This is a genomic window from Stenotrophomonas sp. FR012, from assembly GCF_047520565.2.
Classification (GTDB): Bacteria; Pseudomonadota; Gammaproteobacteria; order Xanthomonadales; family Xanthomonadaceae; genus Stenotrophomonas; species Stenotrophomonas sepilia.
The window spans coordinates 408,691-421,777 of sequence record NZ_JAXBQL020000003.1 but is presented as its reverse complement, the minus strand read 5'-3'; the positions used below and the strand labels follow the sequence as shown (position 1 = coordinate 421,777).

General features: G+C 69.1%; 8 protein-coding genes. 2 read left to right on the top strand and 6 right to left on the bottom strand.

Annotated features, from left to right (window positions below):
* Positions 1 to 124 precede the first annotated feature (124 nt).
* The 4 genes from tsaB to mrcB form a co-directional block, all read right to left on the bottom strand.
* The gene (gene tsaB / locus ACM0O9_RS08070) at positions 125 to 838 is read right to left on the bottom strand and encodes a tRNA (adenosine(37)-N6)-threonylcarbamoyltransferase complex dimerization subunit type 1 TsaB (RefSeq protein WP_053501251.1); all 714 of its coding nucleotides are present in this window, start codon (positions 836 to 838) and stop codon (positions 125 to 127) included.
* Positions 839 to 847: 9 nt separating this feature from the next.
* Positions 848 to 2,896 (bottom strand): DNA repair helicase YoaA, encoded by a 2,049-nt coding sequence (gene yoaA, locus ACM0O9_RS08065; RefSeq protein ID WP_065185418.1) that lies wholly within the window; start codon positions 2,894 to 2,896, stop codon positions 848 to 850.
* Between the two features lie 597 nt (positions 2,897 to 3,493).
* Positions 3,494 to 4,030, bottom strand: a complete 537-nt coding sequence (locus ACM0O9_RS08060) for a hypothetical protein (RefSeq protein WP_050562713.1) — start codon at positions 4,028 to 4,030, stop codon at positions 3,494 to 3,496.
* On the bottom strand, positions 4,027 to 6,453 hold the full coding sequence (gene mrcB / locus ACM0O9_RS08055; RefSeq protein ID WP_069139358.1) for a penicillin-binding protein 1B: 2,427 nt from the start codon (positions 6,451 to 6,453) through the stop codon (positions 4,027 to 4,029). Before mrcB ends, ACM0O9_RS08060 begins: the two co-directional genes overlap by 4 nt.
* 96 nt (positions 6,454 to 6,549) lie before the next feature.
* Here mrcB and ACM0O9_RS08050 point away from each other — a divergent pair, with 96 nt between their 5' ends.
* A complete protein-coding gene (locus ACM0O9_RS08050; RefSeq protein ID WP_005418463.1) occupies positions 6,550 to 8,649 on the top strand; it encodes a glycosyltransferase in 2,100 nt (699 codons plus the stop codon).
* Here the strand turns inward: ACM0O9_RS08050 and ACM0O9_RS08045 are convergent.
* On the bottom strand, positions 8,646 to 10,211 hold the full coding sequence (locus ACM0O9_RS08045; RefSeq protein WP_065178178.1) for a hypothetical protein: 1,566 nt from the start codon (positions 10,209 to 10,211) through the stop codon (positions 8,646 to 8,648). The two genes, ACM0O9_RS08050 and ACM0O9_RS08045, sit on opposite strands and share 4 nt — an antisense overlap.
* Positions 10,212 to 10,241: 30 nt before the next feature.
* The gene (locus tag ACM0O9_RS08040) at positions 10,242 to 12,398 is read right to left on the bottom strand and encodes a RelA/SpoT family protein (protein WP_065178177.1); all 2,157 of its coding nucleotides are present in this window, start codon (positions 12,396 to 12,398) and stop codon (positions 10,242 to 10,244) included.
* A gap of 130 nt (positions 12,399 to 12,528) precedes the next feature.
* On the opposite strand from ACM0O9_RS08040, the gene ACM0O9_RS08035 reads away from it, so the two are divergent.
* Positions 12,529 to 13,053: a hypothetical protein gene (locus ACM0O9_RS08035; RefSeq protein ID WP_262220379.1), complete on the top strand. Its 525-nt coding sequence runs from the start codon at positions 12,529 to 12,531 to the stop codon at positions 13,051 to 13,053.
* Positions 13,054 to 13,087 lie beyond the last annotated feature (34 nt).

Here is a 13,087-nt window from a genome sequence, read left to right as displayed (position 1 = left end):
CCCGAACGCCCAGCCGCCAGCGGCTGGGCCGGACTGGGGGTTCACGGCGTCCCCCGCGAACCCACCCCGCCCGGCCAAGCGCGGCTTTTGGTTTATGCGATCAACCAACCCCGCCACGAGGGGCTCAGCCGTTGGCCTTCGCCTTCGCCTCGCGCGCGGCCTGCTGCTCGACCAGGGTCAATGCCACGTTGTCGCGCAGGTACGCCGGCTCGACCTTCTCCGGTGCGATCGCCTCGCCACGCGCGAACGCCGGCACCGCCAGTGCCAGCACGTCCGACGCCCGCGGCAATGCCGCGGCATCAAAACCGCGCAGGCCACTGCCCAACTGTGCCACCAGCGCGCCGTCGCCCGCGCCGAAACCGGTACCGACACCGTAGGCCGACATTCCTTCCGGCAACGTCACCACGGAGGGCGCGCAGACGCGCTCGGCATCGCGCGCGACCGGCAGGCCGTCGACGCGTTCGAAGCGCGCGACGTAGAGTTCACCCATCCGGGCATCGATTGCCGACAGGATCTGCGTTTCTTCCACCGGTGCCCGCAGCGCCAGCACCTGCAGCGTCGAAACCGGCAGTAGCGGGCGGTCCAACGCCAACGCGATGCCCTGGGCGATGGCGATCGCCAGGCGCACACCGGTGAACGCCCCCGGGCCGCGACTGAGCGCGATGCCGTCGAGCTGGCGACGGCCGATGCCGGCTTCGGCGAGCAGCGCCTCGGCCCATGGCAGGCTCAGGTCGGCATGCCGGCGCGGGGCGATCTCGAAGCGTTCCAGCACCTGCCCATCGACATGCAGGGCAACGGAGCAGGCTTCGGTGGCGGTTTCAAAGGCGAGCAGTTTCATCAGATCAGGTCAGAACAGGGGGAACGTGGCACCGGGAGCCGGCTCCGGGCCCGGCGCGACAGCGGCCGGGTCAGCCGGATCATCAGCCACGGGCCCCCATTGTGGCGTAAAGAAGGCCTGCACATCGGCCAGGCTGCGGGTGCGGCGGAAGGGTGGCAGTGAATCCAGGAAGACCCGGCCATAGCCACGGTTGAGCAGGCGCGGATCGCACAGGACCAGCACGCCACGGTCGCTTTCGCTGCGGATCAGGCGACCGACACCCTGCTTCAGTGCGATCACCGCCTGCGGCAACTGTTCGTCGCGGAACGGATTGCCGCCCTGGCTGCGGATCGCCTCCAGGCGTGCCTCGTACACCGGATCGTCCGGTGCCGCGAACGGCAGCTTGTCGATCATCACCACGCTCAGCGCTTCGCCGACCACGTCCACGCCCTCGCGGAAACTGGCCGAGCCCAGCAGCACGCCATTGCCCGATTCACGGAAGCGCTGCAGCAGCGTCGCGCGCGGTGCCTCACCCTGCACGAACAACGGCCATGGCCCGTCGCGCAGTGCCTCGGCGGCCTCGCGCAATGCACGGTGCGAGGCGAACAACAGGAATGCCCTGCCCTGCGATGCCTGCAGCACCGGCCGAAGGGTCTGGATCAGCGCGGTTCCGAAGCCCCGTGCGGCCGGATCAGGCAGGCCTTCCGGCAGGTAGCACAACGCCTGCTCGGGCCAGTTGAACGGACTCGGCTGGACCAGGGTATGCGGATCGTCCAGGCCCAAGCGCGTGGCGATGTGGTCGAATCCATTGCCCACGGTCAGCGTGGCCGAGGTGAAGATCCATGCCGCGCGGCTGCGCTCGCGATGCTCGCGCAGCGGGCCGGACACATCCATCGGCGTGCGCTGGCAGCGGAAACCCCGCGGCGTGAGCTCGTACCAGAGCACATCGGCGGCACTGGCGTGGTCCGCCGGATCGGTATCGAAATCCAGGGTGGGTTCATCATCGCCCAGCCAGCGCTGCAACCGCGACACCGCCTCGCGCGCCCGCGCATGGCAGGCGTCCAGACCCGCCGCCGATTCGCGCAGCGGCTGAAGGCCCTGCTCCAGTGCCACCAGGCCGGCCATCACCGTATCGAAGCCGTCGCGGACCTGTGGCATGGCCAGCGCACGCCACTGCGTACCACGCGGCGGCAGCCCCTCCATCGCCGAACGCAACGCCAGCAACGCCTGTTGCAACTGGTCGACCGGCTCCTGCAGCGCCGATTGTGCGCCCCCTACGCCGCGCGCTTCAGCCAGGCAGTCGCGACCCAGTTCCTGCCATGGGCGCATGCCGAAACCTTCGCCGAAGAACTGCGCTGCCAGTTCGGGCAGCTGGTGTGCCTCGTCGATGACAAAGGCCTGCGCCCCCGGCAGCAACTCGCCGAAGCCGTCCTGTTTCAGTGCCAGATCGGCCAGCAGCAGGTGGTGGTTGACCACCACCACGTCGGCGGCCTGCGCACGCTGCCGTGCGCGCACCACGAAGCAGTCGTCCCAGAATGGGCAATCGGTGCCCAGACAATTGTCGACAGTGGAGGTGACCATTGGCAGCAGCGGCGAGTCATCGGCCAGGCCCTCCAGCTCGGCGATGTCACCGAACTCCGAGCGGCCGGACCACGCCAGGATGCGCTGGAACTGCGCGGCCTGTTCGGGACTGGAAAACCGCGGCTCGCCCCGCGCCTGCTGCAGTCGATAGCGGCACAGGTAGTTCGCGCGCCCCTTCAGCAGCGCGCTGCGCAGGCCGACGCCCAGCGCCTGGCGCACGCGCGGCAGATCGCGGTGGTAGAGCTGGTCCTGCAGCGCGCGGGTACCGGTGGAGATGATGGTGCGCAGCCCGGACAGCAGCACCGGCACCAGATAGGCGAAGGTCTTGCCGGTGCCGGTACCGGCCTCGGCCAGCAGCAGGTCCCGCTGCTGCAGCGCATCGGCAATGGCAGCGGTCAGGTGCAGCTGTGCCGGACGCGGGACGAAGGCATCCAGATGCGAGGCGAGCGCGCCGCCTTCGCTGAGGGCTTCGCGGCTGGCATGGACAAGGTCGGACATCAGAGGGAAAGGATACCCGGCAGGGCGCTGCCCGGCACCCGTTTCAAGCCAGAGCGCAGGCAAAAGCAACAGCAACAGCGTGGTTCATGGCTCTGGGTTGCTGCGTGTTTGGCGGGGCGGGAGGGGCAGGCAGGACACGCTGTAAACCCGTCCATGGGGGCTCGATGGCGCCATCCATGGCGCCAACGGTCCTGCCTGCCCCTCCCGCCCCGCCTTAGACAGTTTCCCGGTGACGGATGGACGTGCTTCGTGGCGTCGCGCTTGCTCGACTGATTCAGAAGCGGTGGGTCGAACGGAAACAAGAAGGGGTCGGAGCCGTTTTCCTGCGGAAAACGGATCCGACCCCACAACGAGTGCGCGCAGGGCGCGACCCGCTTTTGATTTTCTTTTTCTTTTCCGTGGCTGGACGCACACGGGAACTGTCAGAGGCCGGGCGGGGTGGGTTCGCGGGGGTGTCCGCGGCATGGATGCCGCGGCTAAGCCCCCAGGGACGGGTTCACGGCGTCCCCCGCGAACCCACCCCGCCCGGCCAAGCGCGGCTTTTGCTTTACTCGGCCAAGCAGCCAGCCACGAGGGGCTGTGCCGTTGGCTGAAAACTCAGTAACGCTTGATCCCCGGCACTGTGCAGCCCTCAATCTGCGCATGCGCCGACACCGCATTCTCCTTCTCGCCCCGCGCCAGCCGCGACTGCTCGATCGTCGCCCAGTGCCGGCGGCACAGCGGCCCGGTCTTCGAGCCCAGATCCACGGCCTTGCGCGCGAACGTCTCCGCCTGTGCCCACTGCCCCTGCAGCAGCGCCAGTTCGGCACGCTCCTGCAGCACCGCCGGGTCACCGGCCACGATCTCCAGCGCGTGATCCAGGCTGCTGGCGGCACCGGCGAGGTCGTTGGCCTGGCGCTGCGCCTGTGCGGCCAGCCTCAGGTCTTCCACCTGCGAATCACGCAGCGGCTGCACCGACAGTTCCTTGTCGTCCGGACCCGCTGCAGCATCCACGGCCGCCAGGCGCTGCGCCGGCGTGGTGGTGTCGACCGGTTTGACTACCGGCGGCGCGCTGCTCACGCAGGCGGCCAGGGCCAGGCTTAGGCCGGTCAGGGCCAGGGGCTGCAGCAGGGTACGCATGTTCATCGGCATCATCGGCTCGGGGGAGAAGTGGTGGCGGCAGGTTCGGCGGGTGCTTCCGGCTTGCGGTCCAGGCCGAACCAGCTGCGCCAGCCACCGCCCTCGCCTTCAGCCTCGCCCTGCCCCTCGGGCGACGCGGCCGGCGCGCACGGCGCATAGGCAGGCGCATAGCCCACCACGAATGGGAAACGGCGCGCGCCGGGGCAGCCTTCATCGGTGCTGTTGAGACCGGTGGGAGCCACCGGCTGCCAATCCAGGCCCTTGTTGCTGACCCGCAATGGCGCACTCGGCAGGCGCTGGAAGATGCCCGACCAGACCCGCATCGCGCCAGTGGCGCCATACAGGCCGGCCTGCTGGTTCTGATCGTTGCCGATCCAGATCACCGCCAGGTGGTCGCCGGTGTAGCCGGCATACCAGCTGTCACGGCCATCGTTGGTGGTGCCGGTCTTGCCGGCTGGCTGCAGACGGCCGAGGCCATCAGCATTGAGCCGCTGCGCGGTACCGCTGGCGACGACCTGCTGCAGGCCGACACTGATCAGGTTGGCGGCAATCGAATCGCCTTCCTGTGCCGGTGCCGGGGTCTTGTCGTAGCGCTTGAGCAGCTTGCCCTGCGGATCGAGCACGCCACGCACGGCGTGCAACGGCTGGATCTCACCACCGGACGCGAGGAACTGGTACAGCTGCGCCATCGCATACGGGCTCTGGTCGGTCGAGCCGAGGATCACCGCCGGATTGGCCTCGGCCTTGATGCCGGCCAGCACATGGATCAGCTGGGTCACGCGCTCGGGGCCGACCTGCATGCCCAAGCGCACCGTCGCCTGGTTGTACGAATGCGCCAGCGCATCGATCAGGCGCACCGTGCCGTGGCTGCGGTTGTCGGCGTTGCCGGGGCTCCAGTTGCGGCCGCGGCCGAGCTGCACCGTCACCGGCGAATCATCGACCCAGCTGGCCAGCGAATAGCGGTCAGGCTGCGCCAGGGCCAGCAGGTACACGAACGGCTTGAGCAGCGAACCGACCGGGCGCTGCGCCTCGATCGCACGATTGAAGCCGACCTCGGACACCTCACGGCTGCCGATCACCGCCAGCACGTCGCCGTTGTGCACGTCGGTCAGCACCATGCCGGCCTGCAGCTCAGGGCGACGCTGGCTTTCCAGCGACTTGATGGTGCGGGTCACCGCGCCTTCGGCATAGGCCTGCGCGGACGGCGACATGCCGGTCATCACGCTCAGGCCCGCGCCCTGCAGCGCAGATTCCGGATAGTCATGCGCAAGCTGCCGGCGGACCAGGTCGACGTAGGCGGGGAAGCGGTTGGCAGCCACCAGGCCCGGTGTCTTGGGCACGCCCAGCGGAGCCTTCAGCGCGCGCTGGTACTCGGCATCGTCGATCAGCGTGGCGTCGTGCAGCTTGCCCAGCACGAAGTTGCGGCGATCCAGCGCGCGTTCCGGGTTGCGCCGCGGGTCGTAGAAGGACGGCCCCTTGACCAGGCCGATCAGCAGGGCGATCTGCTCGGTCTCCAGCGACTGCAGGTCACGCCCGAACCAGAATTCGGCGCCGGAGGACATGCCATGGATCGCCTGGCTGCCGCGCTGGCCCAGGTACACCTGGTTGAGATACGCCTCGAAAATCGTGCGCTTGTCGTAGCGCGCTTCCATGATCAGCGCGTACAGCACCTCATTGAACTTGCGGGTGAGCGTCTGTTCCTTGCCGATGCCAAGCAGGCCGCTGCGGGCCAGCTGCTGGGTGAGCGTCGAAGCGCCCTGGCGGCTCTGGCCACCGGAACGGATCGTCACCCACACCGCGCGCGCGATGCCTGACAGGTCGATGCCGTGATGGCGGTTGAAGTCCTTGTCTTCCACTGCCTGCAGGCCGGTCACCAGCAGGTCCGGCGCCTCGTCCATGCGGATCAGGCGGCGTTCTTCCTGCTTCTGGCCGTACAGCGTGGCGATGCGCGCCGGATCCAGCCGCGCGGCCTTCAGTGCCTTGCGGCTGTCGGCGTCGCGCAGCGAGGCCACGCCGCCATCGGCCAGCGACAGCTCCACCCGGCGCGGCGCCACCCGGCCATCGACGTCGTTGTAGCCACGACTGGAGATCACAAAGCGACCGCCGTTCACCGCATAGGTGGCCGGCTCCTTGCCCTGCCCGTCATCACGATAGGCGGAGGCGGCCAGTTCGGTCTTCAGCGTGGACGCATCCATCGCCTTGCCGGGGGTGAGCACCAGCGGGCGCGCATACACGCGCGTCGGAATCTGCCAGCGCAGCTCGCCGAAACGCTGGGTCACCTGCTGGTTCAGGTACAGCGTATAGGGAATGAGGAAACCCAATCCCAATGCGACCGCAGCCATGCTCCAGGTGATCAGCCGGCGCCGCCACAGCGGACCGCTGTCCTGCTGGTCGTCGTCGAAATCGTCGATGTCGTCGGAATCGTAGCGTCGGGGCACGGGAATGCGAGAATGTAGGGTCTGGCGAGTCTACCCCAGCCACTGCGGCTGGCGAATTCTCCCGGGTTCCCCTGCTTAAGCTGGAGTTGCAACCGGATGGCGATGTCCCTGGCCGAGATCCGATACCTGATCAACCGCCTGTCGGGCCTGGCCCGCCGGAGCCTGGCAAGCCTGCGCACCCGCGGGTGGCGGGCCACCTGGCAACGCATCCGCGTGCACACCCAGCGCGCCGTTCCCGCGCCGCGCACGCCCCTGTTCCTGCCGCCAGCACAGGCTTTCGCCCCCTTCACGGTGCCGTTCAGCGAGTCGCCGGAGGTGAGCATCGTCATCCCGGTCTACAACCATGTCGGCCACACCCTGGCCTGCCTCCGCGCCCTGGCGGCACACCCGCCCGCAGCCGCGTGCGAGATCCTGGTGGTGGATGACGGCAGCAGCGACGCCACCGCACAGTGGATGCCGCAGGTGGCGGGGTTGCGCTATGAGGTGCGTGCGCACAACGGCGGCTTCATCGAAGCCTGCAACGAGGGTGTATCGCGCGCACGCGGCCGCTACGTGGTGCTGCTCAACAACGATACGGTGCCGCAGCCGGGCTGGCTCGACGCCCTGCTGGACACCTTCGGCAGCGTCCCCGACGCCGGCCTGGTCGGCAGCCAGCTGCTGTATCCCGATGGCCGCCTTCAGGAATCGGGCGGAGTGATCTTCGCCGATGGCAGTGGCTGGAGCTATGGCCGCTTCGAGGCCGCTGACGACCCGCGCTTTGCCAGCCTGCGCGACGTCGACTACTGCTCCGGTGCGGCGCTGATGCTGCCGCGTACCCTCTGGCAGCAGCTGGACGGCTTCGATACCCGCTACAAGCCGGCGTACTACGAGGACACCGACCTGGCCTTCCGCGTGCGTGCACAGGGCCTGCGCGTGCTGGTGCAGCCGGCCAGCCGGGTGATCCACGACGAAGGCACCAGCAACGGCACCGACACCGGCAGCGGGGTTAAGGCCTACCAGGTGCGCAACCAGGCCATCTTTGCCGCTCGCTGGGCCACCGAGCTGGCCCGCCATCCGGCGGTCGGCGCAGTGCCGTCGCCAGCGCTGCTGCTGCGCGGCCGGCGCCAGGTGCTGATCCTGGACGAGGAAGTACCGCAGCCCGATCGCGATTCCGGGTCGCTGCGCCAGGTCAATCTGATCCGCCTGCTGCTGCAGGGCGGTGCCCACGTGGTATTCGTCCCGACCCGGCGCGAGCATGCCGGCGCGGCGACCGAGGCGCTGCAGCGGATGGGCGTGGAAGTCTGGTACGCCCCCTTCCTGGACGGCGTGGCCGGCTGGCTGCGCAGCCATGGGTCGCGTTTCGACGTGGCGATGCTGGTGCGCCACCACGTCGCCCACGAGTGCCTGCCCCTGCTCAAGCGCTATGCGCCGCAGGCACGAACCGTGTTCGACACGGTCGACCTGCACTACCTGCGCGAACGCCGCGGTGCCGAAGTGGCCGGTGATACGGCGCTGCTGCGCGCAGCAGAACGCACCCGCAGCAGTGAATTGGCAGTGATGGAGCAGTGCGACATCACCGTGCTGGTCAGTGCGGCCGAACGGGAGCAGCTGCAGGCCGATGCGCCGCGGGTACGGGTGGAACTGATTTCCAACCTGCACGAGGTTGCCGGCGCCGGCGCCGTCTACGAGCAACGACACGATCTGGTGTTTGTCGGTGGCTTCCGCCATCCGCCGAACCTGGACGGGATGGAGTGGTTCATCGGCGAGGTCTTCGCCCACATCCGCGCCCGGCTACCGGAGGTACGCCTGCACTGCATCGGCGCCGCGGCGCCGGAATCGTTGCTGGCACTGGCCGCACGCCACCCCGGCGTGCAGATGCACGGCTTCGTCGAAGACATCACGCCCTACATGGACGGCGCGCGCATTGCCATCGCACCGCTGCGGTTCGGTGCCGGCGTAAAAGGCAAGATCAACCTGAGCATGGCCCATGGCCAACCGGTAGTCGGTACCACCTGCGCCGTGGAAGGCATGCACCTGCATCCCGGCCAGGACGTACTGGTAGCCGATGACGCTACCGGTTTCGCCGATGCGGTGGTCCGCCTGTACCAGGACCCGCAGCTGTGGCAGCAGTTGTCCGATGCTGGCCTGGCCAACGTCGCCGAACATTTCTCACTCGAAGCCGCCCGTGCGACCGTGCAGCGGGTGTTCTTCGCCTAGTCCGCCCGTCCACCGGCGCGGCGCAGGCGATCTTCAAACGCCGGCAGTTCGGCCAGATCCGGCTGCAGCAACCGCGCCTGTTCGGCGGCATGCGCGGCGAAGGCCAGGTCACCGTTGCCGAGCCGCTCGCTGCCGATCGCCAGCCAGCGCTGGGCCAACCGCAGCCGCGCCGAGGGCAGTCCGGCTGCGGTCGGTGACAGGGTCTGCCAGGCCTGCAGGCAGGCGCCTGCCGCCTGCACGCGGTTCTGCCGCAGATTGTCGTCGAAGCAGCGTCGGCTGGCGGGCAGCAAGCGTGCGGCGGCTGCCTTCACCCGCGCATCGCGGGGAGCCAGCGACTGGGCTTCGCGCAACGCGTCGAACGCGCTGTGCCCGGGTGGGCTGATCCACTGCCCCGCGCGCTCGGCACGTTCGATCTTCCGCAGGTGGTCGCGCAGCTGGCGTTCGCGCTGCGCCGTGCTGACCGCGGGCTGCTGCAGGGCCCGCTGCGCCTGCTGCGCGCGCTGCAGGCGCTGCGCCAGTTGTTGCCGGACTGCCTGCGAAGCCCCCAGCTCCGCCGCCAGGGCCGCATCACGTTGCGCCGCATCGAACTGGAAGTCGTCGGCGGACTTCTGGCTGCGTGCAACCACTGCCTGCAGGGTCTGCTCACGCCCGCGCTGGGCATTGGAATCATCGGCGGCCACCACCAGCACCGCCTGGAAGCCCTTGGCCGCAGCTTCCAGCTGCTGCCGTCGCAACGCACGCTGCGCCTGCCGCAGGCGCCGGTCGGCGGCGCGCGCGAGGGCCTCCTCGCTCGCCGGTAGATCGGCATGACCAGCATCGAACTGACGGGCACGACGCAGGAGCGCGGCCGCCTCGGCCAACTCCCCTCGCTCCGCCAGCGTGCGTGCCTGCAGCAGCAGGTCGCTCAGCGCATCTTCGCGCCCTTCCAGCGCCGGCAGGTTGTCCGGCTGCAGGGCCAGGATGCGCTGGAACAAGGGTAACGCACTGCTGTCGCCGTCATCCAGGCGTCCGGCCGCGAACGCGTTACGCGCCTGTGCCAACAACGCACCAATACCGGCTCCGGCGCTGCGTCGCGCCTGCAACTGGCGGGCAACCGCATCGGCGTCGCCCTGCGGCACCTGCAGCTCACGGGCCAGTGCCAGAGCCTGCGCGCTGCCGTCCAGGTCATCCGCCTGCAGGCGATCGCGCGCCTGTTGCAGCGCTGCCGCGCCGGTATTGGCCAGGCCCTGGCGCGCCTGCGGGCGATCACCGTCCAGCGCCAGCGCCGCCTGGTAGCGCTCGCGCGCACCACTGCCATCGGCATCGCTCAGGCGCCCAGCCGCCAATGCACGATCCCCCTCGGCCAGCAGCTGTTCGATCTGCGGCTCATCCCAGAACCAGTCTGCCAACGGCTTGCGCAGCAGGACCAGCAGCACGAACACGGCCAGCGCTGTGAGCAGCGCCCAGCGCCAGATCCGGCGCGCATGGCGCGCCTGCAGCCACCACCAACGCCCCTCGCGACGGACGCGGTCCAGCGCAGGATGTTCAGCGCCATGCGGGCGATGCGGGGGCTCGCGTTCCATGCGTGCAGGGTAGCCGGGGCAGCGTGAAGCTCAGCCGAGGCGACGCGCCTCGCTCACGCCCGGCAGCGCATCGAGCTTGCCCAGCAGCGTCGACAACTGCCCGTAGTCACTGACCTTCAGGCGCAGCCGAAGGTGGGCACGGCCACTGTTGCGCACGTTGTCACTGTGGATGTCGAGCACGTAGGCGTCTTCCTGGGCGATCAGGTTGGTGATGTCCTTCAGCAGCCAGCGGCGATCGACCGCATCGACCACGACGTCCACCTCGTAGCCGCCCCCGGCCTGGCCCCACTCCACCGGCAGGATGCGCTGCGGGCTGCTGGCCGCCAGCCGGGCCAGCGCGGCGCAGTCTGCACGATGCACGGTGACACCCCGGCTACGGGTCAGGTAGCCGATGATCGGCTCGCCGGCCACCGGCTGGCAGCAGCGTGCCAGCTGCACCAGCAGGTTGCCCACGCCCTGCACGGTGAACTTGGACTTGCCCAGGTTCCCGCGGCGCGCGGTCGGCCGCGGCAGGGCCGGTGCGGGCGCGGGCTGGCTGGCGGCACGCTCCGCCTCCAGCAGCGCACGGCTGACCTGGTTCGGGCCGGTATCGCCCAGCGCCACCTGGATGTACAGGTCATCGACGCTGTCGGCATGGAACTTCTTCGCCGCCACGGCCAGGTCCGCGTGCTGCAGGCCCAGCCGCTTCAGCTCGCGCTCGAGCAGCTCGCGACCGGCCTGCACGTTGCGCGCGCGGTCCAGCTTGTGGAACCAGCTGCGCACCTTTTCGCGCGAGCGGTTGCTGGCCAGGAAGCCGTTGGCCGGCATCAGCCAGTCGCGGCGCGGATCGGCCTCCTTGCCGGTCAGGATCTCGACGCGGTCGCCGCTGCGCAGGCGGTAGGTCAGCGGCACGATGCGGCCGTTGACCTTTGCGCCGCGGCAGCGGTGCCCGACCATGGTATGCACCTGGTAGGCGAAATCGAGCGGGGTAGCGCCCTGCGGCAGGTCCAGCACCTCGTCCTTCGGGCTCAGCGCATAGACCCGGTCCTCGGTCAGCTCGGCATCAAGCGCCCCGGCCAGTTCATTGCCCTGCCCGTCCTGCGCCTGTTCCAGCAACTGGCGCATCCAGGTGATCTTGCGGTCGAAGGACTTCTCCGCACCCTTGCCACCTTCCTTGTACTTCCAGTGCGCGGCCACGCCCAGCTCGGCCTGCGAGTGCATCTCGTGGGTACGGATCTGCACTTCGATGGTGCGCCCTTCCGGGCCGACCACGGCGGTGTGCAGCGAGCGATAGTCATTGGCCTTGGGCCTGGCGATGTAATCATCGAACTCGCTGGGTACCGGTGCCCACAGCGCGTGCACCACGCCCAACGCGGCATAACAGGCGGCGACGTCGTCGACCATCACGCGCACCGCACGGATGTCATACAGCTGGTCGAAGGCCAGCCGCTTCTTCTGCATCTTCCGCCAGATGCTGTAGATGTGCTTCGGGCGGCCGCTGACTTCGGCCTTGATGCCCTGGGCGACCAGCTCGCGCGACAGCACCTTCTTGACGTTCTCGACGTAACGCTCGCGGGCGATGCGGGTTTCATCCACCTCGCGGGCGATGCGGCGGTAGGTTTCCGGTTCCAGGTGGCGGAACGCCAGGTCCTCCAGCTCCCACTTCAGCTGCCAGATGCCCAGCCGGTTGGCCAGCGGCGCGTGGATGTCGCGGGTCAGCTGGGCCAGCGCGCGGCGCTGCTCCTCGTCCAGCTTGTCGGCCGCGCGCATCCGCGCCAGCTGCCGTGCCAGCAGGATCGGCACCACGCGCAGGTCGCGGATGATCGCCAGCAGCAGCCGGCGCAGGCCTTCGCTGTTGCGCCCCGCCTCACGGCCGGCGTGCAGCGCCCACACCGGGTCGGCCGCATCCTGGCCATCCAGCAGGCCGATCACCGCCGCCTTGTGGTTGCCCAGCGGCAGCTGGTCCAGGCTGGCGCGCAGGCCGGGCAGGTCGAACAGCAATGCGGCCACCACTGCGCCTTCATCGGCCGAGAGCATCGCCAGCGCATCGAGGGTATCGCCCAGCACCGACCAGGTGGCACGCATCTGGTGCTCGCAATCCGGCGCCTCCCAATGCTCACGCAGGGCCTGGCGCAGCGGAGCAGGCAGCACCGCTGCCGAGGGACGGTTCAACAAGGCATCCAGGCCAGGGACGGAAGCGCGGTTCACAGCATCGAGCAGGCAAGACAGAGGCCCCTACACTAGCGCCGGCGCCGTTCAGGGACAATCACTGCACCCACCATCACCCGGCATGAAGACATGCCGCTACACTCGCCCACACACCCAGGAGAGACCCGCCATGCCTTCGATTGCCCCGCGCGCCCGTCCACGGCTGCTGGCCTGTGCCGCCGTGCTGCTGTCCCTGTCCGCGCCTGCGCTGGCCCAGCGCGTGGTGGAGGGCGACCTGCAGCAGCAGATGTCGCCCTCCGAGTTCAAGGCCGCCGGCCTGGACAAGCTCAGTGCCGGTGAACTGGCCACGCTCAACCGCTGGCTGCAGGGCAAGGTCGAGGCGGCCACCACCCAGGCCGTCGCCGCAGCGCGCGAAGAAGGCCGCCAGGAAGTGATCAAGAAGAACCGCGGCTTCCTGGACTTCGGCAGCAGCGAACCGATCGAAAGCAACCTGCAGGGCGAATTCCGTGGATTCGGCCAGGGCCGCCGCTACGTGCTGCAGAACGGCCAGGAGTGGGAGCAGATAGACGCCACGCACTATTCCGGTGGCCGCAAGGACGCCCCGGGCGTCAGCATGCGCCCAGGGGTGATGGGCGCCTGGTATATGAAGGTGGACGGGGTGAACGTGCAGCCGAAGGTTCGCCGCACCAAGTAACGCCCGGGCATTCCGGCCATGCCGGCTCCCTGCC